The 23,673-nt window shown below is 71.2% G+C and carries 22 protein-coding genes and 1 tRNA gene; 2 read left to right on the top strand and 21 right to left on the bottom strand.

Annotated elements, in window-relative coordinates; all coding sequences use genetic code 11:
• Nucleotides 1–35: 35 nt before the first annotated feature.
• Entirely contained in the window at nt 36–584 is a 549-nt protein-coding gene (locus IE247_RS09870) for a hypothetical protein (RefSeq protein WP_229868980.1), read from the top strand.
• Here IE247_RS09870 and solA read toward each other — a convergent pair.
• The 9 genes from solA to IE247_RS09825 all read right to left on the bottom strand — a co-directional run bounded on the left by solA (nt 581) and on the right by IE247_RS09825 (nt 11,513).
• The gene (solA, locus tag IE247_RS09865; RefSeq protein ID WP_190122611.1) at nt 581–1,744 is read right to left on the bottom strand and encodes an N-methyl-L-tryptophan oxidase; all 1,164 of its coding nucleotides are present in this window, start codon (nt 1,742–1,744) and stop codon (nt 581–583) included. The genes IE247_RS09870 and solA overlap by 4 nt on opposite strands.
• A gap of 102 nt (nt 1,745–1,846) precedes the next feature.
• A complete protein-coding gene (locus IE247_RS09860; protein ID WP_190122610.1) occupies nt 1,847–2,527 on the bottom strand; it encodes a DUF8010 domain-containing protein in 681 nt (226 codons plus the stop codon).
• Nucleotides 2,524–2,976, bottom strand: a complete 453-nt coding sequence (locus tag IE247_RS09855) for an acyl-CoA thioesterase (protein ID WP_190122609.1) — start codon at nt 2,974–2,976, stop codon at nt 2,524–2,526. The genes IE247_RS09860 and IE247_RS09855 overlap by 4 nt, the downstream gene beginning before the upstream one ends.
• 16 nt (nt 2,977–2,992) lie before the next feature.
• Complete coding sequence (gene ettA, locus IE247_RS09850) at nt 2,993–4,657, bottom strand: energy-dependent translational throttle protein EttA (RefSeq protein WP_190122608.1); 1,665 nt, start codon at nt 4,655–4,657, stop codon at nt 2,993–2,995.
• Nucleotides 4,658–4,742: 85 nt separating this feature from the next.
• Entirely contained in the window at nt 4,743–5,414 is a 672-nt protein-coding gene (locus IE247_RS09845) for a histone deacetylase (RefSeq protein WP_190122607.1), read from the bottom strand.
• 49 nt (nt 5,415–5,463) lie between these two features.
• A complete protein-coding gene (locus IE247_RS09840; RefSeq protein WP_190122606.1) occupies nt 5,464–6,957 on the bottom strand; it encodes a Cys-Gln thioester bond-forming surface protein in 1,494 nt (497 codons plus the stop codon).
• Nucleotides 6,958–7,210: 253 nt separating this feature from the next.
• Nucleotides 7,211–7,774 carry a single-stranded DNA-binding protein gene (locus IE247_RS09835; protein WP_190122605.1) on the bottom strand — a complete coding sequence of 188 codons (564 nt, stop codon included), beginning with the start codon at nt 7,772–7,774 and terminating at the stop codon, nt 7,211–7,213.
• A gap of 224 nt (nt 7,775–7,998) precedes the next feature.
• On the bottom strand, nt 7,999–9,903 hold the full coding sequence (locus tag IE247_RS09830; protein ID WP_190122604.1) for a GTPase: 1,905 nt from the start codon (nt 9,901–9,903) through the stop codon (nt 7,999–8,001).
• A 5-nt stretch (nt 9,904–9,908) separates the two neighbouring features.
• Nucleotides 9,909–11,513 (bottom strand): dynamin family protein, encoded by a 1,605-nt coding sequence (locus IE247_RS09825; RefSeq protein WP_190122849.1) that lies wholly within the window; start codon nt 11,511–11,513, stop codon nt 9,909–9,911.
• 306 nt (nt 11,514–11,819) lie between these two features.
• Here IE247_RS09825 and IE247_RS09820 point away from each other — a divergent pair.
• A tRNA-Arg gene (locus tag IE247_RS09820) sits at nt 11,820–11,895 on the top strand.
• Between the two features lie 284 nt (nt 11,896–12,179).
• Here the strand turns inward: IE247_RS09820 and IE247_RS09815 are convergent.
• The 12 genes from IE247_RS09815 to mppP form a co-directional block, all read right to left on the bottom strand.
• Nucleotides 12,180–13,448 (bottom strand): SGNH/GDSL hydrolase family protein, encoded by a 1,269-nt coding sequence (locus IE247_RS09815; RefSeq protein ID WP_190122603.1) that lies wholly within the window; start codon nt 13,446–13,448, stop codon nt 12,180–12,182.
• 138 nt (nt 13,449–13,586) lie between these two features.
• Nucleotides 13,587–13,781 carry a hypothetical protein gene (locus IE247_RS09810; RefSeq protein WP_190122602.1) on the bottom strand — a complete coding sequence of 65 codons (195 nt, stop codon included), beginning with the start codon at nt 13,779–13,781 and terminating at the stop codon, nt 13,587–13,589.
• An 87-nt stretch (nt 13,782–13,868) separates the two neighbouring features.
• Complete coding sequence (locus IE247_RS09805) at nt 13,869–15,473, bottom strand: ABC transporter permease (protein ID WP_229868976.1); 1,605 nt, start codon at nt 15,471–15,473, stop codon at nt 13,869–13,871.
• A gap of 7 nt (nt 15,474–15,480) precedes the next feature.
• Nucleotides 15,481–16,401, bottom strand: coding sequence for an ABC transporter ATP-binding protein (locus tag IE247_RS09800; protein ID WP_190122600.1), 921 nt, complete (start codon nt 16,399–16,401; stop codon nt 15,481–15,483).
• Between the two features lie 2 nt (nt 16,402–16,403).
• A complete protein-coding gene (locus IE247_RS09795) occupies nt 16,404–16,799 on the bottom strand; it encodes a hypothetical protein (protein WP_190122599.1) in 396 nt (131 codons plus the stop codon).
• Nucleotides 16,800–16,887: 88 nt separating this feature from the next.
• Complete coding sequence (locus tag IE247_RS09790; protein ID WP_229868974.1) at nt 16,888–18,111, bottom strand: sensor histidine kinase; 1,224 nt, start codon at nt 18,109–18,111, stop codon at nt 16,888–16,890.
• A 142-nt stretch (nt 18,112–18,253) separates the two neighbouring features.
• Nucleotides 18,254–18,922, bottom strand: coding sequence for a response regulator (locus IE247_RS09785; RefSeq protein WP_190122598.1), 669 nt, complete (start codon nt 18,920–18,922; stop codon nt 18,254–18,256).
• A gap of 131 nt (nt 18,923–19,053) precedes the next feature.
• The gene (locus IE247_RS09780) at nt 19,054–19,269 is read right to left on the bottom strand and encodes an MbtH family protein (RefSeq protein ID WP_190122597.1); all 216 of its coding nucleotides are present in this window, start codon (nt 19,267–19,269) and stop codon (nt 19,054–19,056) included.
• Nucleotides 19,270–19,310: 41 nt separating this feature from the next.
• Complete coding sequence (locus IE247_RS09775; RefSeq protein WP_190122596.1) at nt 19,311–20,288, bottom strand: ArsR/SmtB family transcription factor; 978 nt, start codon at nt 20,286–20,288, stop codon at nt 19,311–19,313.
• 85 nt (nt 20,289–20,373) lie between these two features.
• A complete protein-coding gene (gene mppR / locus IE247_RS09770) occupies nt 20,374–21,210 on the bottom strand; it encodes an enduracididine biosynthesis enzyme MppR (RefSeq protein ID WP_190122595.1) in 837 nt (278 codons plus the stop codon).
• Nucleotides 21,210–22,463 (bottom strand): enduracididine biosynthesis enzyme MppQ, encoded by a 1,254-nt coding sequence (mppQ, locus tag IE247_RS09765; protein ID WP_268247187.1) that lies wholly within the window; start codon nt 22,461–22,463, stop codon nt 21,210–21,212. The genes mppR and mppQ overlap by 1 nt, the downstream gene beginning before the upstream one ends.
• Nucleotides 22,460–23,590, bottom strand: a complete 1,131-nt coding sequence (gene mppP, locus IE247_RS09760; protein WP_229868970.1) for an enduracididine biosynthesis enzyme MppP — start codon at nt 23,588–23,590, stop codon at nt 22,460–22,462. Before mppP ends, mppQ begins: the two co-directional genes overlap by 4 nt.
• Nucleotides 23,591–23,673: the final 83 nt, after the last annotated feature.

Genomic DNA, 23,673 nt, shown 5'->3' with positions numbered 1-23,673 from the left:
TCGTTCCGCACTTCACCGTAGGAACGACCGGGGGGATGTCCATGCCTCTTTTCCACCGGAAGCCGGAAACCGCGCGCCGGGTGCCCGGACGCGACGGTTCGCGGGCGGGCGGCGGCGTGGAAGCCGTGGTGGGTGCGCACCGGATTCCTGAGCCCTTCCGGGCCCTCAGCGCACTGCCCGCACTCCACTACGCCGATCACTTCACACTGAACACGGAGACCGCCGCCACGCCGGAGCGATGGGCCCGGGCCATGTTCGGCGACCTCCCCAGCCCTGCCGAGCGGTTCATCTGGCGCGGTCTGCTGGGTCTCCGGCTCAGCCGGGGCCGGTCGCCGGACACCGTCGCGGGCTGGCGTATCGCCGCGCGCGGCGAGGACTGGATCCGGCTCGCGGCCGTCTCCCCGCTGCTGGCCGGCGAGCTGATTGTGCGGTCGCCCCGGGGCCAGGTGTCGCTGAGCACCTTTCTGCACTACCGCAGCGGCTTCGGCCGCACGATATGGACCCCGCTGTCCGCCGTCCACCGGCGGCTGACCCCGGGACTGCTCCGCGACGCCGAGGCTCACGTCTTTGAAAACACTCCCTAGGACCCGCCGTTGAGCTTCCCGGCGAAGCGGGCCGGGTCGAAGAGCGAGATGGGGTGGGGGGTGCCGCCCTCCAGCGCGAGATCGGCCAGGATCTCGCCGACCACGGGGACGAATTTGAAGCCGTGCCCGGAGAATCCGCAGGCCACGGTGACGGCTTCGGGGTGCTCCGGGTGCCGGGCGATCACGAAGTGTTCGTCGGGGGTGGTGGAGTACATGCAGGTCACCCCCTTGATGAAGGTGCCGGGCAGGGTGGGCAGCCGGGGGCCGAGATAGTCGGCGATCGCCCGTATCTCGTGGTCGTGGACGGTCCGGTCGATGGTCTCCGGGGTGCAGACCCCGCCGTCGCGGAAGAAGGCGACCTTCGCGCCCCGGTCCGGCCCGTCGATCGCGGGGAAGCCGTAGACCTGGATTCCCTCCCGGTCCTCCCACACATAGACGGGGTGCCGCTCGGGGCGGTACGGGCCGGTGCCGCCCCGGGGCTGGAACCAGTACATGATCTTCCGCTCGACGGTGATCGGCACCCCCACGTCGGCGAGCAGCTCGGGGGCCCAGGCTCCCGGGCAGATGATCAGACGGCTCGCGGTGTAGACGTCCTCGCGGGTGTGGACGCGTACCCCGTCGCGGTACGGCTCCCAGCGGGTGACCGGCTCCTCGTAGTGGAGGCTCGCGCCGTGGCGGACGGCGAGCTGGAGGTGGGCGGCGACGGTGTTCTCGGGGCGCAGCAGTCCGGCCCGCGCCTCGTAGAGGGCGACTTCGTCGTCGGCGGGGGTCAGCGTCGGGAAGCGGCGGCGCAGTTGCTCCGCGTCGAGCATCTCGTGGGGGAGGTCCCACTGTTCGGCGGAGCGCCGTGCGCCCGCGACCGTGCGGCTGTCGGGGCGGCCGATCATCAGTCCGCCGCAGAGGGTGGCTATGTCGCGCCCGGTCTCGCGCTCCAGCTCCTCGTACAGCTCGTAGGCGCGGAGCAGGAGGGGGACGTAGGCGGGGTCCTCGAAGTAGGACTGCCGGGTGATGCGGGAGCCGCCGTGGCTGGAGCCCCTGTTGTGCACCGGGCCGAACTTCTCCAGGCCGAGGACCTTGACGCCTCGGGCGGCGAGATGGGCGGCCGCGGCGCTGCCCATGCCTCCGAGTCCGAGGACGATCACGTCGTACGCGGGTGCCATGGGGTTTCCCTTCGCCGTGCCGAGCGGTGGCGTGCCGAGCGGTGGCGCCACCTTCTCATCGAGGGGTGTGGCGGAGGCGTCCGGGGGGCTCGGTGGACGCTGTCAGCGGGTCCGGGTGGGGATGACGTTGAGCCCGCCCAGTCCGTTGCCGCGGACGGCTGTGGAGCCGAAGGGGGTGCGCAGTCTGAGCCAGGAGCCGGTGGAGAGCAGCGCGACGGGGACTTCGGGACGCAGGAAGCCGAGGGAGTGGGCGGCGTGCACGGCGCGCAGCGGCAGTGGGGTGGCGGCGAGGGTGCGGGACCAGATCTCGCGGCCGATGGCGTCCCGCTCGGCGCGGGTGCTGCGTTCGGCGGGGAGCTGTTCGTCGCGGCCGCGGAACTCGGCGACGGCGGCGGCGACGGCCTCGCGCATCTCGTCGACGCCCGGCAGTCCGGGCAGCTCGCGCCAGCCGCCGCGGGGCGGCAGCACCCCGGTCCAGGGCGGTCCGGTGACGGGGCCGGGCAGGAGGAACTCCTCACCGGCGAGGTTTTCGAGCAGCTCACCGGCGGAGACGGTGATGTCGAGCCGGGCGGGCGCGCCGAGGCGCGCCGTGCGGATCGCGAGCACCTCGAAGGAGGGCGGGCGGCCGAAGACGGCGAGGCCGGCCTGCGCGCCGTCCGGGGAGCCCGCCTGGAGGCGTACGGCGGCGGCGCGGTCGTAGTGGAGCAGCCGGGCGAGGAAGGCGGTGAGATCCTCCGCCTCCCTCGCGTCGGCGAAGTACAGGCTTCGCACGGGCACGCTCATGCGACGAGGGCGTCCTCTTCCAGCGCGGGCAGATAGCGCTGGAGGTAGGACTTCTCCTCGGCGCTGATCCGGCGCGGGCGGCCCGCCTCCAGGTCGTAGGGGACCACGACGGTCGAGGCCCGCACATAGATCTGCGCGGAGTCGCCGGTGTCGTCGGGGGCGTCCTTGATCTCGTAGGCGATGGTCAGGGAGGCGGCGCCGATCCTGGTCACCCATGACTCGACGGTCACCGGCTCATGGCGGTGGACCAGCGGGCGGATGTAGTCGATCTCGTGCCGGGCGACGACGGACCCGCCGGAGAACGACGGTGAGCCGTCCCCCGGCTGGAGCCGGAACATGAAGTCGATCCGCGCCTCTTCCAGGTAACGCAGGAAGACCACGTTGTTGACATGGCCGAAGGCGTCCATGTCGGACCAGCGGAGGGGGCAGCGGTAGATGTGCCGGGCCATGGGTCTCGTCAGCCCCTCAGCCTCGGGTGAGCTTCTTGTAGGTGGCGCGGTGCGGACGGGCCGCGTCCGCTCCGAGGCGCTCGATCTTGTTCTTCTCGTACGACTCGAAGTTGCCCTCGAACCAGAACCACTTGGAGTCGCCCTCGTAGGCGAGGATGTGGGTGGCGACCCGGTCCAGGAACCAGCGGTCGTGGGAGACGACCACCGCGGCGCCGGGGAATTCGAGCAGGGCGTTCTCCAGGGAGGAGAGCGTCTCGACGTCGAGGTCGTTGGTGGGCTCGTCGAGGAGCAGGAGGTTTCCGCCCTGCTTGAGGGTGAGCGCCAGGTTCAGCCGGTTGCGCTCGCCGCCGGAGAGCACGCCCGCGGGCTTCTGCTGGTCCGGGCCCTTGAAGCCGAACGCCGAGACATAGGCGCGGGACGGCATCTCGACCTGGCCGACGTTGATGTAGTCCAGCTCGTCGGAGACCACGGCCCACAGGGACTTCTTGGGGTCGATGTTGGCGCGGCTCTGGTCGACGTAGGAGATCTTGACGGTCTCGCCGACCTTGATCGAGCCGGAGTCCGGCTCCTCCAGGCCCTGGATCATCTTGAACAGCGTGGTCTTGCCGGCGCCGTTGGGGCCGATGACGCCCACGATGCCGTTGCGCGGCAGGGTGAAGCTGAGGTTGTCGATCAGCAGCTTCTCGCCGAAGCCCTTGGAGAGGTTCTCCACGTCGACCACGATGCTGCCCAGGCGCGGGCCCGGGGGAATCTGGATCTCCTCGAAGTCCAGCTTCCGCATCTTGTCGGCCTCGGCGGCCATCTCCTCGTAACGCGCGAGACGGGCCTTGGACTTGGCCTGGCGTCCCTTCGCGTTGGAGCGGACCCACTCCAGCTCTTCCTTGAGCCGCTTGGCGCGCTTGACGTCCTTCTGGCCCTCGACCTTGAGACGGGCCTGCTTGGACTCCAGGTAGGTGGAGTAGTTGCCCTCGTAGCCGATGGCTCGGCCGCGGTCGAGCTCCAGGATCCAGCCCGCGACATTGTCGAGGAAGTACCGGTCGTGGGTGATGGCGACGACGGTGCCGGCGTACTTGGCGAGGTGCGCCTCCAGCCACTGCACGGACTCGGCGTCCAGGTGGTTGGTGGGCTCGTCGAGGAGGAGCAGGTCGGGGGCTTCGAGCAGCAGCTTGCACAGGGCGACGCGGCGCTTCTCACCACCGGAGAGATTGGTGACCGGCCAGTCCCCGGGGGGGCAGCCGAGCGCGTCCATCGCCTGCTCCAGCTGGGCGTCGAGGTCCCAGGCGTTGGCGTGGTCGAGGTCTTCCTGGAGCTTGCCCATCTCCGTCATCAGCTCGTCGGTGTACTCGGTCGCCATCTGCTCGGCGATCTCGTTGAACCGGTTGAGCTTGCCCTTGATCTCGGCGACGCCGTCCTCGACGTTCTGGAGAACGGTCTTGGCCTCGTCCAGCGGCGGCTCCTGGAGCAGGATGCCGACCGTGTAGCCGGGGGACAGGAACGCGTCGCCGTTGGAGGGCTGCTCCAGTCCGGCCATGATCTTCAGCACGGTGGACTTACCGGCGCCGTTGGGGCCGACCACACCGATCTTCGCACCGGGCAGGAAGCTCAGCGTCACGTCATCGAGGATGACCTTGTCGCCGTGCGCCTTGCGCGTCTTGCGCATCGTGTAGATGTACTCAGCCAAGAGAAACCGTCCGGCAGATGAGTGAGTGGGCAGATACACCCCATCTTGCCGTACCGCCACCCCTGGACGGAAACGAGTAGCCCGCTCAGGGCTCCGGGGCGGGCTCGGTGAGCCGGATGATCTCGTCCGGGGTCCAGGCGCCGGACGCGCCCGGGGCCGCGGAGAGGTAGCGGGCGACGGTGGGGGCGTCCCAGGCTCCGGTGGCGAGCAGGCCGGAGGCGATGCACCGCAGATAGGGGCCGGACGGGGTGGTGCACGCCACCTCGTCGGCCCGCCAGGGGGCGGTGAAGGTCAGGACGGGCAGGCCGTCCAGGAAGCCCGGGCGGACGAGGGTTTCGTAGTGGCCCGGTCCCAGGGTGTCCCTGCCTTCGGCGATGGCCCTGGTCAGGTCGAGGTCGTGGCCCGGGGGGCGGTGCATCTCCTGGGCGGCGATGTCGGAGAACTGCTGTGCGGTGACGAGGTGGGCGCGGGCCCGTACCCGGCCGTCGGCGGCGGGGTCGTAGAAGGCCCGGCCGCCGGTCCAGACGGGCGACTCGGTGGCGAAGTAGAGGATCCCGGGCAGCTCGACCGGGACCGAGCGGACCGGGTCGCTCTGGTCCCGGCAGCCGGGGTGGACCCCGCGCCCGCCCGGGGCCGTGCCCCCGGCGAGGTAGCTGCGGAGCCTGCTCCGGTCCGTGTTGGACCCGTAGGAGGCGTACCAGACCCGCTCGGGGCGGTGCGGCGGCCCGGGGGGCGCGGCTGTGAGGCGGTGGACCATCCTCAAGATCACTCCAGGGTGGCGTCGTGGGGCCGGGGCCCCGGCCGGGTCACTCCTCGGGGGCGGGCTTCTCACGCAGGAAGAAGATCGCGCCGCCGCCGATGACGACGAGGGTGATCGCGATTCCCGTGATCATCGGTGTGGCGTCGGAGCCGCCGGTGGCCGCGAGGTCTCCCTCCAGTCCGGCGGACGAGCCGCCCGCCGAGGCGGGGGCGAGCTGGGAGACGGGGGTCTCCGCGGCGGGCGAGGCGGCGGAGGCGGGGGCCGCGAGACCGGTGGTGGCGCAGTCCAGGACGCCCTTGAAGCTCTCGCTGAAGCCTCCCGGCGCGGAGACGGTGACGTCGTACGACTGGTCCTCGGCGACCGGGACGGTCACCGTCCGCGACCGGCCGGCGGCGATCGTGTGCTCGACGCCCCCCAGCTCGAAGGTGAACGGCGCGTCGCCGGTGTTGGCCGCCGTGACGTCGAGACCGCCCTCGGCGCAGTTCCGCTTCGCGGAGAAGGCGGGTATCGCGCCCTTGGCGGCCCAGGTGGCCCCGGCGGTCGCGGAGACCGTGGACTCGCTGGAGCCCGCGAGTATCTGGGCCTGGCTCCGGGTCGTGGAGATGAACGCCCGGCCCACCGGTACGGAGGTCATCGCCTGGGCGGTGAGCGTCGCCGAGCCGTCCGGGGCGTCGGCCGGGACGTCGAGGTACACCTTGGTGCCGTTCACCGCCGAGGTGACGGGCTTGCCCGCAGCGTCGGTGACCCTGACGCCGCTGGCCGCCGCGTCGGCCGGCGGGGCGAGGGAGACACGGTCCGCGTCCGTCCGCACGGTCACCGGGCCGAGCCGGCCGCCGGGGCGGCCGGAGACCGTGCTCGGCTCCAGGCTGAGCGAGGCCCTCGGCTCGGCGATGTCGCGGGCCCTCTTGTGGAGCCAGTCCGCGAGCTTCTCGGCGGCGGGGTCGAGCGCTTCGACGTCCGCCCCGTCCGAGTAGCGCCAGATGGCGACCTGGGTGCCGGCGGCGGCCGTCCGCTGGGTGAGCGGCCCGCTGCCCGCCGCCTTGGCCAGCGCGGCGAGATCGTCGACCTGGGGGAAGGAGTTCCGCAGGATCCAGCGGATCCTGCCCGCGTCCCGGTTGGCGGCGAGCGAGGTCTGCGCGGCGGGGGCCTCCAGATACTTCGCCTGGACCTGGGTCGGGTTGTGGAGGTCCACGCAGTAGGTCTTCAGCCGGCCGCCGCCGTCGACGGTCATCTCGAAGAGTCCCGCGGGGATGGGGTGGCTCTCGCCGTTCGCACGGAGCGTCGCGCGGTCGAAGGTCTTGAGCCCGTCGAGGGTGGCTACCGCGCCGACCTGACGGTGCGCGCCGTCGTCGGCGGCGGCCGCACCCGCGCCGGCCGCGGCACTCGTCGCGACGAGCCCCGATGTGAGGGCCGCGGCCGCGATACGGCGCGCGATCCCCCGTCCGCGTCCGGTCGGCGCGGCGAACTTGGAAAACACAGAATTCCCCTCCGGGCGAGGCTCATTCGCGTGAGCCGCGTGCTCATGTACGCGGATGCTCATGCGGCCCATGCGGCCCGTGCTGCTCATGTGCGGTGCGCGTTCACGTGTGACGCATTGGGGGAGTGCCTCGCCAGCAGACTCAAGTGCCCCGTGAATAGGGGAAATCCTAGAGAGGCGGCGCGGCCCAGTCCCCCGTCATACCTCCGCACAACCATTCCGACTCGTAATCGTTATCGCCGACGGTGCCGACAACCCTGTTTCACCATTCCCGAGTCGACAAATCTCCACAGCATGGCGAGTGAAGACGGCCTGCTCAGAAGGGTGGAACGGCCATCCGCTCGGCCACCGCCGAGGGTGCGGGAGAGCCCTCGGCATCCATCACGGGATTACCCGGCCACTCCCCCGCCGCCAAAGGATTTCCCGCCCCCGGCGGCTCTTGCGACTGCCGCTCCGTCACATTCGGTGCGGACCTGACCACTCGCCGGAATGCCGAGGTCCCCCGTGCCAGATCGTGGCCCACCGCCACGGCCTCGATGTCCACAAAGGTCCTTCGCCGAAGAGCGACTTCGCGCGTGTCGGCGGACGGGTCCCCCGCGAAGTCGCGGGACGCGTCACGCTCTTCCTCCCGCACTCTCAACCGCCCGTGAACGAGGAGCGGATCCCCGACCGAAACAGATCCGGCCATATTCGCGGCGAGAGTCCGCCAGGCGAGGACCGTGTAGAAACTGGTCCGGCCGTCCGCCCAGACCTCCCGCTGCCGGTCCCAGCGCCTCGGTGTCACCGCGATACGGAATCGCGCCATCCCGCCGGTCGCCGTGTCCCGGTACTCCACCTGTGTGGCGACATTGCCCACCACCGTGACCAGGGTGTCGTTCATGGCGGCCATCTCCCGTCCGCTCCGCTCCCGCCGGCGCTCTGCCGGCCGGTCTCCATGCTGGAACGGACCGCGCGATCCCGCCCGGGCCTGTGGACGGCCACCCCCCTGTGGAAAACCCCGTCACCCCCGCGCCATCACCCCGCGAACCCGCCGGACCCCGCGAACCCGCCGGACCGCACCGGACCCGCCGTCCGCCCCCGGACCGGACCGGACCCGGACCCGCCTCACCGCCCCGCCGCCCGTGCCCCACCCCGCCCCGCCACCGTCGCGTACTGCTCCCGCACCTCCCGGTACCGCATCAGCTCCCCCGCGATCGGATCGAGCACCCTCGCCCGGCCGCACCCCGCCGCCGCCTCCCGAAGCCGCCGCCGGGCGTCCTGCCCGTACCGCCGCGCGGGCCCCCGTACCGCCGCCGTGCACGCCCACTCCACCAGCGGGCCGCCCACGATCCCCGCCGCCATCAGCAGCGCAGGCACCACCAGACCGGGTTCCAGCAGATCGACGATCTGTCCCACCAGCCAGAGCCCCCCGTACACCTGGAGCAGTGTCATCGACATCTGCGCGAGCACGGCGGCGGGCCACCAGGCGGGCCGCAGCGGCCGTTTGCCCGTCGCCGCCGCCTCGCGCGCGGCCAGGTCGTCCAAAGCCTCCGGCAGCCCGTCGGCCCCTCTGACCGCCGCCTCCCGCACGGCCTGCGCCCAGGGCGCGGGCAGCCCGGCCGCCGCCGCGTCCGCGACCGTGCGCACCGCCTGCTCGACCCGCTGCCGGGCGGTCAGCTCCTCCTCCACCGGCGCGGTGGCCGACGGCGGACCGCTCCCGTTCCCGGGCAGCCGCTTGCGCTCGTACCAGCGCCACAGCCGCAGCCAGGGCGTACCGCACGCCCGGATGGCGTGTCTGCGCCACTCGCGCTCGGCGGCCTCGCCCGCCGCCTTCGCCCCGACGGCCTCCGCCAGCCGGTCGGCGAAGTCCTCGCGCGCCCGCTCGTCGAGGCCGGTGAGGCCCTCGGCGACGTACGCCGCGCGCAGCCCGGCCGCCGCCGCGTCGACATCGGCGGCGAGCCGGCGCGCCGGGGCGGTCCGCTCCTGGACGAAGGTGCCGAGGACATCGCGCAGCTCGTCGACGCCGTCCCCGCTGAGCGCGGAGAGCGCCAGCACGGTCGCGCCCGGTTCGCCGTGCTCGCCGAGTGGCATGCCGTCCTCGTCCAGGAGTCTGCGCAGATCGTCCAGGACCTGGTCGGCGGCCTCGCCCGGCAGCCGGTCGACCTGGTTGAGCACCACGAAGGTGATCTCGGCGTGGCCCGCGAGGGGCCGCAGATAGCGCTCGTGCAGGGCGGCGTCCGCGTACTTCTCCGGATCGACCACCCAGATCACCGCGTCCACCAGCGCGAGCACCCGGTCCACCTGTTCACGGTGTTTGACCAGCGCGGAGTCGTGGTCGGGCAGATCGACGAGCACCAGCCCGGAGAGTTCGTCGGCCCCGCCCGCGAGGGGTCTGCGGCGCAGCCGAGGGGGGATGGCGAGCCGGTCGAGCAGCCCGGCGGACCCCTCCGACCAGCTGCACGCGATCGGTGCCGAGGTGGTGGGCCTGCGGAGGCCCGTCTCGGAGAGGGGGACCTGCGCGAGGGCGTTGAAGAGGGTGGACTTCCCGCTTCCGGTCGCGCCCGCGATGGCGACGACGGTGTGCCGGGCGGAGAGCCGCTGCCGGGCGGACGCCTCGTCGAGCACCCGTCCGGCCTCGGCGAGTGTCTCGCTCTCGACCCGGGTGCTGGAGAGGCCGACGAGTTCCCTCAGGGCGTCGAGCCGGGTGCGCAGCGGTCCGCCGTACGCGCCGCCGATGGGTACGTGCTCCTCGGCCTCGGCGGGTTCCGCGGGCCCGTCCCCGCGTCGGCGGCCGCCCGAGCGGCGGGCGATGAGCCCGTCGTCCCAGCAGCCGCCGGAGCGGCCCTCGCCGGACTCCCGGGGCTGGCCCGGCGCCTGCTCGCAGGGGGGTTCCGAGCCGGTGGCGGTGCCGGTGCCGGTGCCGGTGCCGGTGCCGGTGCCGGTGGTGCCGTCGCCGATGGCGGCGTCGGTCCCGGGGGCGGGTCCGGTCCCGTCCCCCGGCCGGTTCTCGTCGCCCGTGATGGCGGTCACCGGCGTCACCTCACCTTCTGTAGTACGGACAGGGCGGCGATCAGCTCGGCCTGGGGTTCCGGGGAGACGTCGAGCGCGTCGAGGGGGGCGAGGCGGCGGTCGCGTTCGCTGTTCAGTACGCCGTCGATGTACGCGGTCAGCACCTCGCCGCCCCGGTCGCGCAGCCTCAGCGCCCCCTGCGCCCCGATCCGCTCGGCGAGCTGCTCCCCCGCGCCCCGGGCCCGCCGTCCGCCGAGCAGGGCCGCGGCGACCAGCGCCGCGACGGTCTCGGGGTCGGGCGCGGCGTGCAGCTCCAGCGCGCGGATCTCGTCGTCGGCCAGTTCCTCCAGCTCACGCCGCCAGCGGCGGACCGCGATCCCGATCCGTTCGGCGGCCTCCAGGTCCAGCCGCCCCCGGAACACGATCGCGGCGGCCCCCGGCTCCCGCCGCCATGCGTCGTGGACATGTTCGTCGGCGGCGGCGACGGCGCACTGCACCAGCGCGCACAGGCTGCCGACCAGCGAGTCCAGCAACTCACCCGCCGAACTGTCGCGCGGAAAGCCGCGCCAGCGCGTACGGGCGTCCCCGGCCAGCACCGCACCGGCCCCGAGCTGCTGGTTCACCCGTTCCCGCTCGCCCTCGTACGCCTCTTCCACCACCCCCATCAGCCGTACGGCGGCGGCGTACTGCCCGGCGACGGCGGCGGCCAGCTCCGGCATCCGCGCGTTCAGCGAATTGATCACCCCGGTGGCCGTGCGCCCCAGCGCCTGCTGCCGTGCGGCGGGGTCTTGCACCCGGTGGGCGAGCCAGGCGAAGAGGGGGGCGACCGCGGTGGTGGGGAGCAGCCCGCTGCCGCCGCCCGCGGACTCGGGCAGCTCCGGGATGGTGAAGCGGGGCACCTCGCCGAGACCGGCCTTGGTGAGGAGGGCCGCGTACTGCCGCGACACATCGGAGACCACCTGGTGGGGCACCCGGTCGAGGACGGTGACCAGTGTCGCGTCGTACTGCTTGGCGGTGCGCAGCAGATGCCACGGCACGGCGTCGGCGTACCGCGAGGCCGTCGTCACCATCACCCACACATCCGCCGCGCAGATCAACTCGGCGGCCAGCAGCCGGTTCTCCACGATCAGCGAGTCAATGTCGGGCGCGTCGAGCAGCGCGAGCCCCCGGGGCAGGGATGACGCCCTTTCGATCCGTAGCCGGTTCGCTCCTTCGGGGGTGTTTTCCTCGCCTTCGTCCGCGTCCTCCGTATCGTCCTGGCGCGGCAGCCACACCCGGGTGAGATGGGGCAGCACCCTCATCTCGGCGAACCAGTGGTGATCGTCGGGATGACAGACGAGCACCGGGGTACGCGTGGTCGGCCGCAGCACCCCCGCCTCGCTCACCCGCCGCCCCACCAGCGAATTCACCAGCGTGGACTTCCCCGCCCCGGTCGATCCCCCGACCACGGCGAGAAGCGGGGCCGCGGGGTCCGTGAGCCGGGGTACGAGGTAGTCGTCGAGCTGCGCGAGCAGCTCGACCCGCGTCTGGCGGGCCCGGGGCGCGCCGGGGAGCGGCAGTGGGAGACGCACGGCGGCGACACGGTCGCGCAGGGCGGTTAGTGCGTCGATGAGCTGAGGCCGTGCATCCAAGGTCACCACATGCGAAGAATGCCTAACTTTGGCGGCTTTTTGAAGCGTATGAGCTTGTCTGCGCGCCGGTCGGACACAAGGGGCAGAGGGGATGAGTGGGGCGCAGGCATAACGAGTGCACAACACCCGCGACGCGGGACGCCAAAAGCGATGCATAAATCGCACTCGCCTGCGATTATCGGTTCGCTTCACCGAACCTCCACATCGTGTCACGCAGGTGAAGCAACAAGGTCAAGGCGATCGGAGCCCTATCCTTGTCCCGGCAGGTCACCGACCCGCGGACTCCGGTAGCCGCGGCCACCACCGGCCCCCGTAGCTCAGTGGATAGAGCAGGCGCCTTCTAAGCGCTTGGCCGCAGGTTCGAGTCCTGCCGGGGGCACCACTGACCACCTCGCCGCCATCTCGCGTTCCCCCAGGTCGGGCCCCGCCGTGCGCGGTTCGGTTCGCGGGTGAGGGACTCCAGCGCCACGATCGGGCGTTCTCCGGTCAACCGGATGGTCACCGGGTCAGCCTCCGGGGCGGGTCCCGGACGGGTCTGGGGCGGATTCCGGGGCCTCCGCCTCTGTGCCCGCTTCTCTCTCCCCCCGGTGGCGGACGTGCGGAGCCCCGACCAGGGACGGGGGCTCCTGGTCGGGGCGGTCTGCTGGGTGGGGAGCGGGGACGGGGTCAGAGGGCGGTCAGGTCGACGGCTGAGGCCAGGGCAAGGTAGCCGGCGTCGCTGGGGTGGAGGCCGTCCTGGGAGACGTAGCCGGGGCGGGGGCGGCCGGGGCGGGAGGGGTCGGTCAGGACGAGGTCGGCGTCGAGGACGGCGTCGTAGGTGTCGCTGGTGCGGATCCAGTGGTTGAGCTCCCGGCGGATCTTGTCACCGGCGGGGGTGGTGAAGGGGAAGACGGCGTTCCTGAGGGGGAGGATCGTCACGCCGATGGCCTTGACACCGTGGGCGTGGGCTTCCCGTACAAGGGCGCGATGGCCGTCGATGAGCTCCCGGGCGGTCACCGGGGAGGGGCGCTCGACGCAGGGGTTGCCGGGCTGGGCCAGGGCGAGGTCATTGGCGCCGAGGTGGATGAAGACGGTGCGCAGGGCGGCACGGTCTCGCAGCTCCTTGGCGAAGCGGGCTACGCCCTTCTCGCCGAAGCAGGGGGAGTCGTGCAGCAGATGGTCGCCCGCCAGGCCGGCGTTGGTCATCCCCTGGGGGCGGCCGGAGGCGATGAGACGTTCGGCGAGTTTGTCGGAGAAGCGGCTGTCGGTGTCGGGGCTGGCGCCGACGCCGTCCATGAGGGAATCGCCGAAGACCATGAGGGAGCCGTCCGAGGCCGGGGTCCCCGCGGTCACCTCGACGGCGTTCAGGTAGTACCAGGCTTGCGAGGTGTGGTGGTCGAAGGCTTTGGCGGTGGGGCTGCGGAGCTGGTCGCCGGGGGCCCGGTAGGACGTGGCCGTGGTGAAGCGGTGCATGGTCGCCGGGCCTGTGGAGGCGGTAAAACGCAGGGTGACGGCGAGTTTCTCGAAGTTGGCGGTGGGCATGGCCACCGCGTCGCTGACGGTGTCACGGCCGGCGGGGACCGTCAGGGTGGGCGAGTTCCGGAAGGTGAGGGCGCGTACGGTGCCCGGGCGTGCCTTGGCCCCGCCGTCGGACCTGGCGACGGTCGCGCCGGCGATGCGCAGGGGGGTGGTGCCGTAGGCGTTGGAGAGACGGATGCGGAGCTTGGGGCCTCCGACGCTGAGCCGGATCACCTGGCGCAGGGTCTCGTTCTCGAAGCCGTTCCGGGACCAGTTGGGGATCTCGTCCGTCGGATCGTCCGTCGCCTGCTGCATGGCGGCCCCCCAGGTGGCCGACCAGACGGGGGCGGGGGCGGCTGCCTCCTCGTTCTTGAGGGCGGGGCCGGCGGTGGTGAAGGCTCCGATCAGCACCGCCGCCAATGCCACGGCCAGTGTCATGACGATGGTGGTGGGAAGCGCGCGCGAGCTCGGCTCGGCGGTTCGGCCGGCTTCGCGCCGGGGCCACAGTCGCATAGGTATTCCTTGGTTCCGCTCGAATCGTGTATATAGATCACCCCCGTTGCCGAAGCGCCGCTGTCAGTCGTCAGCGCTCGCGGCGAGTGTTCCGGATGTCCCCGGCGGAGTGGGTGGAACGCCGGTGTTGCTGAAATAGGCGGCCACCGACAGGAGGATCTCGTTGGCGCTGCGCAACTCGTCCACCTCGTCCTCCAACTCGGCGATCCGGTGCTCGGCCGGCGCATGCCGGGACTGGCGCATGTCGTCGTCGGTCATGGTCTGTTCCTCTCTGGTGGGCACCGGCTTCGTGTTCGGTTCCGGGCCGCCCGGACCAAGACACCGCGGTGCCGACAGGTCGGTGGGTCAGTCGCGACTGAAGCGGCGGAGCGCGCCGGTCATGAAGACGACGGCCATGAGGGCGGCGGAGACCGCGAGGGTCACCGACGGCTGTGCCGCGGCCAGTTCGCTGCTGTCGCGCAGCGCTCCCATGAAGTCGAAGATGGGCAGACCGTTGGCGACGCTGTACCAGAGCGGCAGATAGACCGCCTGGAAGAGACGGTGGGTACGGCTGAGGGTGCCCAGGGCGAGGGCCAGGGACGGGATGAACAGCGCGCCGCCCGCCCAGCCCGCCAGGCCGAGCCAGTCCGCGGCGGCCACCAGCCGGATGAACGGGCCGATGCCGGCCACGACGGTGACGGTCAGGCCCGCGGCCCATTCGGCGAGAATCCGGCGGCGGACCGAGGGGTAGGCCCCGAGCATGCCGTCGACGTGGTACTCGTGGCGCTGGGTACCCAGCCGGGACCAGATCAGAATCGGCCAGATCCAGGACAGCGGCAGCATGACGCGGACGATGCCGTGGATTTCCGGCGAGGCGAGCGCGCTGAAAGTGAGGAAGGCGGCGCCTGTCCACCACCACCAGCGCACCCCTTGCAGCAGGATGCGGACCTCGCCGGCCCAGAGCCGCAGGGTCACCGCGCCGGGATCCGGCCGGGTGCGCAGCAGGGTCGCGACGGTGGGCCTGGGCGAGCCCTGGTGGGGGCCCACCTCGTCGATGAAGGCCGGCTGGACGAGGTCTTCGGTCTGGCTCTGCGCGGGGACACGCGCCAGGGACGGGCGGCCCCGCGCGGGGTCGAAGCGGTGGAACCAGAGTGCGGGGAGCACGGCGATGACGACGGCGATCAGCAGCAGTGCCGCCCGGCCGAGGGCATAGTCGGCGGTCGGTGTGAAGCCGTCCCAGGTGAACAGCCCGAGGGGCTTGTCGAGGTAGGTCAGACCGAGGCTGAACGACCCGCCGACATCAATGCCCTGGGCGACCATGTCCGCGTACATCGACCGTACGACGCTGTTGACGCCGATGCCGTCGAGCGGCAGCCCGGGGCCCTGTCCGGCCGTGGAGACGACCATCCAGACGCAGAACCACAGGATGTTGCCGAGGCCGGTGCGCAGCAGCGGCAGCGATTCGAAGAGCAGGGCGAAGGCGGCGGTCAGCGCGACGAGGGGAAGCGCGATCAGGACGAACGGCTGCCAGAGCGCGATCAGGTCGATGTCGTGCGACTCGCCGCGGGCCAGCTGCATGACCAGGGCGGTGACCGCGAGCACCGCGAGCATGGAGGACAGCAGCATGAGGTTGCTGAGGAACTTGCCGACCATGTACGCGGAGGTGCGCAGCGGGGTCGCGGCGAGCAGCTGGCCGACGCGGGTGCTGCGGTCGCGTTCGATGGAGTTGCGGACGACGTAGAAGCCGCCGAGGGTGATCCACAGGCCGCTGGCCAGGGCCGTCACCATGCCGACATAGGCGCTGTTGTAGGTGCCCCGATGATCGCCGATCTGCATGATCATCCATTTGGCGTCCGAGTCGGGCACCGCCACGTACCCGAGAGCGACGGCCGAGGCCAGGATGACGGCATACGCGGGGCGGCGTACCCGGTCGCGGAAGTCGGCGACCGCGAGTCCGGTGAGCATGCGCATCATCGCCTCACACCGCCCGTGCCGGGAACGGCCGCTCGCCGAAGCCCCGGGGGTCGGGGCCTTCCGCGGACCCGCGGATGATGGCCAGATAGGCGTCTTCGAGGTCCGGCGTCAGCTGTACGGCGTCCTGGTGCGGCGACTGCGGCGACAGCAGCCGGACGCGGACGCCCTCGGTCGTGCGGACCAGACGGCTGACGGTGTACCGCGCCTGCACCGTCGGTACGGAGGCGGGGTCGACCAGCATCTCCCACACCTGGCCGCTCACCGAGCGCAGCAGGTCCTCCGGGGTGCCGCGGCGGCGCAGCCGGCCGCCGGCCATCACCGCGATGTCGGAGGCGACCGACTCGACGTCGGAGACGATGTGGGTGGAGAGCATCACGACCTTGTCGGCGGCCAGATCGCTCAGCAGATTGCGGAATCTGACCCGCTCCTCGGGGTCCAGGCCCGCGGTCGGCTCGTCCACGATGATCACCTGTGGGTCGGCGAGCAGCACCTGGGCGATGCCGACCCGGCGCAGCATGCCGCCGGAGTACTTGCCCAGGGGGCGTTTGACCGCTTCGGTGAGATTGACGAGTTCCAGGAGTTCATCGATACGGGCCTTGGCGGACTTGGCCGAGACGCCCTTGGCGGCTGCCAGGTAGCGCAGGAACTCGCGGGAGGTCAGATTCGGGTAGACGCCGAAGTCCTGCGGGAGGTAGCCGAGGGACCGCCGCAGCGCGTTGGGCTTGGCCACCGCGTCCTCGCCGTGGAAGAGGACCTGTCCGCTGGTGGGCCGGGTGACCGTGGAGGCGATGCGCATCAAGGATGATTTGCCGGCTCCGTTCGGGCCCAGCAGGCCGATCATGCCCGGCTCCAGACGCATGGTCAGATCGGTGACGGCCTGTTTGCCGCCCTTGTAGACCTTGGTGAGGTTCACGAGGTCGAGCATGGTCAGTTCTTCCCGCTCAGGTCGGTCTTCTTGCCGTCCTTGATCAACGCGATGCCCTGGGGAATCTCGACCTTGAACTTGGCGTCGCAGATGGCGATGCCGCTGCAGCCCGCGTCGATGTCCAGAGTGTCACCCTCAAGAGTCCACTTCAGCCGCTCGGACCCCACGGCCGCGTCGAACCAGCGGGTGACTTTGATGTCCTCGCGATCGACGGCGACCACCTTGGTGGCGACCTCGTTCGTCTTGAGCTTCAGCTCCTTGCCGTCGTACGCGAAGGTCTTCGACTCGGGTTCGGCCTTCGAGGCATCCACGGAGCAGCCGCTGAGGCCGAGGGTGGCGGCGACGGCCGCCACCACCACGAGGGTCATGGGCCGCTTCGAGATGGTGCCTGAGAACATCGGTTCCTCCAGAGTTACCGGGTGGTGCACTCATCAGAGGATCGCGGGCTCCGCCGATCGGCACATCTGCCGATCGGCAGATATCCGTTCAGCGAATCGCGGGCACGGGCAGCAGGCATCTGACCCGCCACCCGTGCTGGGACGGGCCCGCTTCCAGCGTGCCGCCCAGCGCGCTGACCCGTTCGGTGAGGCCCGCCAGGCCCGTACCGCCGTGTGAACGCCGCCCCGTCCCGACGGGGGGCCGGGGGGCGGCGGGGGTCTGCCGGCTGGAGTGGTCGGAGTGATCGGAGTGATCGGCGACCGAGACTTCCACGGACCGGTCGGCGGTGCGGCCGGCGAGCACCTGGACCCGGTCGGCCCGCGGCGCGTGCCGACGGATGTTGGTCAGCGATTCCAGCACCACGCGGTACGCGGTGTCCTCGGCTTCCCGCGAAAGAATGCCGGCCGTCTCCGCCTCCAGGGAGAGCGCCACCTCGGCGGCGCCCATGGACGAGAAGCGATCGACGAGTTCGGGCAGATCCGCCAGGCCGTAGAGCCGGGTGGGCGGCGGCTCGTCCCATCTGCGGCCCTCCGCCTCGCGCAGCGCCGTCACGGTCTGGTCCATGGAGTCCAGCGCCCGCAGCCCGGCCTTCTCTATGCGTTGCAGCAGGGCGCGGTGTTCCTCGCCGCCCGCGCTGCCGGTGTCTTCGCTGAGCTGGGCGGCCTGGGCCTCCAGCACGATTCCGGTCACCTCGTGGGCCACGAAGTCGTGCAGATCGCGGGCGACTTCGAGTCGCTGTTCGCGCCGGGCCAGCGCCACGGCGTGGGCGCGGCGGTTGTCGAGCGACCGCAGATAGAGCCCGACGCCCACCGCGCAGCCGGCCGGGATCAGCGCGAGCGAGCACACGAAGACCGACTCCTGGAGTCCGGTGTCGGGGGCGTGCAGGGTGAAGCGCAGCGGCAACAGGGTGGCGGCGGCGCCGGTCAGCGGGCCGATGACGCCCACCCGGGGGACGGGCACATGGCGTACTGCCCGTGCCAGGAGGACGATCAGCGCGGCCGTCTCGAACGGGTACCAGAGGATCACCAGGCCGGGCGGCCCGAAGTAGCCGATGTCCGCGGCGAGGGAGAGCACCGCGACACCACCGGCCGCCCGGTCCAGCGTCACCCGGCCGGACGGCCGGGCGAGAATCGATACGGCCAGCGTCAGCGCGGCCATGACCGCCAGCGGGTAGGAGCTCGGCGGTGCCACGACGGCGGGGGCGATCATCATCGCCGCGGCGACACCGCACCACCAGCGGCGCTTTCGCCGGGGAGGAACGTCGTAATCCATGAGGGCGAGGCTACGCACATTCCCCGGGGTGCGCGGGGACAAGCACAGCACGGAAATCGCCGCATCTGCCGGACGGCAGATTTCGGTGGAGCGGAATCAGGAATTCCGCTGTTGGCGTTCCACTCGCTCGCGCGTATCGCTTTCAGCCAGGGGTCTGCCCGGTGGCGTACCCCAGCTCCCATGCCCGCACGGCGACACCGACCCGATTGCGGACCTGTAGTTTCCGCTGAATGCTCGCGACATGGGTTTTGACCGTGCCGGCGGAGATGAAAAGCTCACGGGCGATATCGGAATTGGTCTTGCCCTCGGCGACCTTCCCGGCGATCTCCACCTCCCGCCCGGTCAGCACCGAGTCACGGCGCGGGGGCCGGCGGCCGGCCGGGGGGCCGGTGACATGCTGGAGCAGCCGTACGGTGATCGACGGGCTGATCAGGCTGTCACCGGCCATGGCCGCCCGGACCGCCTCGACCAGCAGCGTCGGCCCCGAGCGCTTCAGCAGGAACCCCGAGGCCCCGAAGCGCAGGGCGGGATAGACATACTCGTCGAGGTCGAAGGTCGTCACCACGACGACCCGGACCGGATCGACCGCGTTGGGTCCGGCCAGCAGCCGAGTCACTTCCAGCCCGTCCATCCGCGGCATCCGGATGTCCACCAGGGCCACGTCCGGCTTGAGTGTGCGCCCCATCTCCACCGCGTTCACGCCGTCCGCCGCCTCACCGACCACTTCCATGTCGGGCTGGCTCTCCACGATGCGGCGTAATCCGCGGCGGACCATCTCCTGGTCGTCGGCGATCAGCAAGCGAATGGTCACGGTCGGGAATTATGCCGTACGGCGGCGGTGAGCGGGGTTTGTTTCCCGGGGCCGCCGGGTGAACTTCGAGAAAGAACCGCAGGGCCCCGGGAAATCCGCGAGGTGCTCCGGGGCGCGGCCGGGACCTGCTTCTAAGCTCGTTCCATCGCCTGGACCAGGCTGCGCGGTCGCATGTCGGTCCAGTGCTCGGTGATGTAGTCGAGCGCCGCCCGGCGCTCGGTCTCCGCCAGGGCCACCGTCCAGCCCGGGGGCACCTCGGCGAAGGCCGGCCAGAGCGAATGCCGGCCCTCTTCGTCGATCAGCACCAGATAGCCGCCGTCGGGATCGTCGAAAGGGTTTGTGCCCACTGTCGTGTCCTCTCCTGTCAGAGCGTCAGAGCGTCAGAACGTCAGAGCGCCGCGAGCGGTGGTGGCGGCGTCCGTCCGCGGGGCGGGCGGACCGCTGCCCGGCCGTCGCCGTTGAGCCGGGAAGAACCCGTGCGCTGCGTCGGCACGCGCGGTAGCGCACCGGGATGCGCCGGGACGGAGCATTCGCCGCTCCGGAGGAGGGCGGTGCCGAGAGGGGTGAGCGCGTGCAACGCGGTATTGCGGTTGCGGGACGTGGTCACCAGCCCGGATCTCCTCAGCACCGCGGCATGCTTGCTGGCGCCTGCCAGCGAAATCCCCAGCCGGTCGGCGAGTTCACCCGTGGAGCAGCCTTCGGCGAGCGCTTCGAGAGCGGCTGCCCTGGTGTGGCCGACCAGTGCGCCCAGCGCCTGGTCATCGTGTTCCGAGGTTCCCCAGACACCCGCCCTGGACAAGACCTTCACGGGAAAGACCAGGGCGGGCATGGCGTCCTTGCCGACCGCCGGAACGAACGCGCACGACTGTTCCGACAGGAAGAAGGACGGGCAGAGCAGCAGCCCGCGGCCGTCCAGACGGAGATCGCGGTGAGGCCCTTGCTGGAGTTCGAGGACCGGTGCCCGCCAGCGGACCTTGGGGTGCACGGAGCCCATGAGCCGCTCGACACCATGGGATATCGCCACCCGGCCCCAACCCTCGCGAACGCCGTCGAGGTGACTGCGGATCAGGCTCCAGTGCGGAAGCACGGCCACCCGGCACAGCTCGGTCAGGAGTCTGGTCCCGCGGCGGTCTTCGGCGGCCGGGGCCTGGTCGGGGTCCGCACCCGCGGTGAAGGCGTCGGCGAAGGCGACGGGTAATTCCTCCAGGGTACGGAACTGCTGTGACAGGGCGGTGAAACGGGCCGCGTCCCTCCCGAGGTCGGCCCGGACGCTGCGGCGCCACTCGTGGAACGCGACATCACCGTTACGGCCGAACAGGTACAGCGCAAAGGCGCTCTCGGCCAGCGGTCCGATCGTCGCCAGCATACGGGTATTCGCTATGTCCTCAACTGTAAAATGAATCCTCAGCACTTGATCCCCCGTGATCACTTGTCATGCTGTTCGATACTGATTAATCGCTGAGCAGCCGCCCTCCGTGCAAGGTCTCTCCGTACGAGAATACGTGGCCTTCGCCTATCTCCAACGGCGCGAGGGTCCCGAAATCTTCCTCCAGATCTTGAAATATTTTCAGATCCGCGGACCCTGTCCAGATTCGGGAGAATTCCACATCGCTGACCTGGGAGGCGACCAGCCGCGGACGCGGACCGCCGCCGGAGGACGTCCACTCCGGGAACACCAGGGTGTGCGCCAGTGGGACGTCGTGCAGCGCGGGCGGCCGGTCGGTCGACCTTTCCACGGTGACCGAGGCCTCCACCACACGCCGTCCCCGCACCGACAGCGCACCGTCGAAACGCCCGCCGGGCGCCAGCCGGGAGCCCGCCCTGCCGACCGTGACGGGCCGGCTCTGATGCACCACGCCGAGCTGCTTGGGCATTCCCTGCACCCAGCCGCGCATCATGGGCACGGCTTGGTCCACCCAGGCATAGGGGCAGCGTGCCATGGGGCGGCCCTCGAACTCGCAGCTGAGCAGAATCAGGAACTCCCCGAACTGGCAGTGACCCGGGTCGGTCAGCTCCGCCCGGTCCTGTGAGCACCACTGCCAGGTGGCGAAGACCGCCGCCGCCGCACCCGGGTCGGCCCCCGGTTCCAGGCCCGGCGGGAGGAAGCGCCGGGCCGCTTCCGGGTCGACGCGGTAGTCGACCATGACGACCTCTCCGGAGAAGTGCCACGGAGGCGGTGTGAGCATCGCGGACCTCCCCGTCGGCGAGAGCGGCAAGCTGTATCCGACGGGACCGGCGCCGCCTGGGCCGACCACCGTGTGCTGTCCGTCGGTACCGGTCCTGGGCATCACGATCTCACTCCGATCTCAGGGGCCGGCTCACTGCCGGACCATGCGGCGGCCAGCCGTACGGCGGCCCTCTCCAGCGACTCGGGCGGGTTGAAGCTGAAGGCCAGCCGTACGGCGGCGGCCCCGGGCCGCGGTACGCCGAAGCGCGAACCGGCGGCGATCCTGACGCCCGCCCCGGCGGCGCCGGCCAGCAGCTCGGCCTCTCCGGTCCCCCGCTCGCCCCTCAGCCACAGAAAGAACCCGCCGGAGGGGGTGCGAAGGGCCCATCGGTCGCCCAGTGCGGCGCGCAGAGCGCCTTCGAGCGCGTCCCGGCGGATACGAAGCTGTTCACGCAGCACACCGAGATGGCGGTCGTACGCGCCGTCGGCGAGCAGGCTGTCGACGGCGAGCGAAGTGGTGTGGTTGAGGGAGCCCCCGCTGGCGAACAGGCCGTGTCCGGACAGCCGGCCGGCCGTCTCCCGGTCGGCGAGCAGCCAGCCGAGCCGCAGCCCCGGGCCGAGAGTCTTGGAGAAGCTGCACAGCCGCACCACACGCCGGTAGCCGGCCAGGGCGGCCAGCGAGGGCGGAGGGGGCTCGGGGGACAGGGACAGTTCGGCGTAGGCGTCGTCCTCCACCATCATCACGCCGTGATGGGCCGCCACTTCGATCAGCTGCCGGCGGCGGACCGACGGCATCGTGTGGCCCAGGGGGTTGTGGTGAGTGGGGGTGAGGTAGACGAAGGCCGTGGTCGTACCCGCTTGGGCCCCTTCGGTCAGGGCCTGGTCCAGTGCCTCGGGCAGCATCCCCGACGCGTCCATGGCGACCTGGCGGAGGCGCAGCGCGCAGTCCAGGAATATCCGCTGCCCCAGGTCGTAGCAGAACTCCTCGGTCAGCACGGTGTCCCCGGGGGCAGCGAGCGCCGTCGCGAGCAGATAGAGGGCCTGGGAGGTGCCGGAGGTCAGCAGTATCTGTTCCGGCTCGCAGAGTCGGCCGTCCGCCGCGGTGGCCCGGGCGGCCAGCCGGGAGCGCAGCGGCAGCGCGCCCGGGTCGTGACCGTAGCTCAGCGCGGCGGCGCCGTACTCCGCCAGCGCGTTCTGGTACGCGCCGGCCATCAGGCGTACGGGCAGGAGAGCGGGCTCGATGTAGCCGGGGCCCAGATCGAGGACACCGGGCGGGGCGACTTCCTGCACGACTCCGGCCCGCCACCGCCGGGTGTGCGGCAGGACGGGGGCGGAGCCGTGCGGAAGCCCCTCCTCTGGGGCGGACGCCGTCAACGCTGACTCAGCACGTGGCGCAGGGCGCGCACGGACTGGGTGAGCGGGTCCGTGGACCTGGCCAGCGCCAGACGCAGGGTGTGGTCGCCCTGGGAGGGGTCGGCCCAGTGGAACGGGCGGCACGGCAGCGCGTAGACGTTGTGCTTCCGCAGCTGTGCCCATACCTGTGTGCCGGTCAGGTCCTCGATGCCGATCCGCTCGACGCTGGCCCGGCTGTCGGGGTCGGGAAAGGTCACGCCCGGCAGACCGGTGAGTTCCGCCCGGACCATGGCGCGGTTGGCGGCGATGAAGCGGTGCAGATCTTCGAGCCCCCCGGCGGCGGCGTCCTCGGAGAAGCGGCGGACCATCGCGAGGATCAGCGGGGAGACGCCGAGCAGGATGTCCGAGTAGATCTTCTCCACCGGCAGCCCGAGGTTCTCGGAGTGGACGAGCATGCCGACCTTCAGGTCGAGCGTCGGCCACAGCTTGCCGGTGTCCTCGATCACCACCCAGCGCGCACCGCTGGCGTTGAGCACCTCGTAGTGGTCGTAGTGGGCCCGGGTGTCGAAGCCGCGGAACGAGGTGTCCAGCGCGAGGACGACGCCGTGTGCGGCGCACTGCGCGGCCAGCCGGGTCAGCCGCTCCCGGGAGACGACCAGGCCGGTGGGGTTGTTGGGGGTGGTGACGAAGACACAGCCGACCGATGCCAGCAGGCCCGCGTCAAGATCGTCGCCGTGGAGCGGGCCCTCCGCCAGCGGCACGAGCTCCAGGCCGTTGCCGCGGAGCAGGTCGGCGATGTTGTCGAAGGTCGGGTGGACCAGGGCCACCGATGCGACCGTCTCCGACAGCGCGCGGGAGAGGATCTCCATGGCGACGGAGGAGGAGTAGCAGCTCAGCACCCGGCCGGGGGCCGAGGGGTAGCTGTGCTGGCCGAGCGCGCTGAAGAAGGCGTGGTGCGCCTCGTGTTCGAGCTCTTCGACGAGGCGCTTCTCGCCCTCGGCGAAGAGCAGCGGCAGATCATCGATGATCTTGCTTTGGCCCGGCGTCAGCGACTGCCGGGCGTGGCCGTCAGCGATATTGAACTCGCTGTTCAGGGCCAGGAACTCCAGTTGGGTGAGGTTTCCGGTGTCACCTTCGGACTCCCCCAAAGCGGCTTCTACATGCTGCGTTCCGGACACAGGTACCTCGCAGATGCGTCTGGTTTCCCCATATGTGGGAGGACATGGGCACA

Source organism: Streptomyces inusitatus (genome assembly GCF_014651115.1).
Taxonomy (GTDB): Bacteria; Actinomycetota; Actinomycetes; order Streptomycetales; family Streptomycetaceae; genus Streptomyces; species Streptomyces amakusaensis.
Note: the sequence above shows the minus strand (reverse complement) of the source record. Positions and strands in the feature narration are given on the sequence as shown.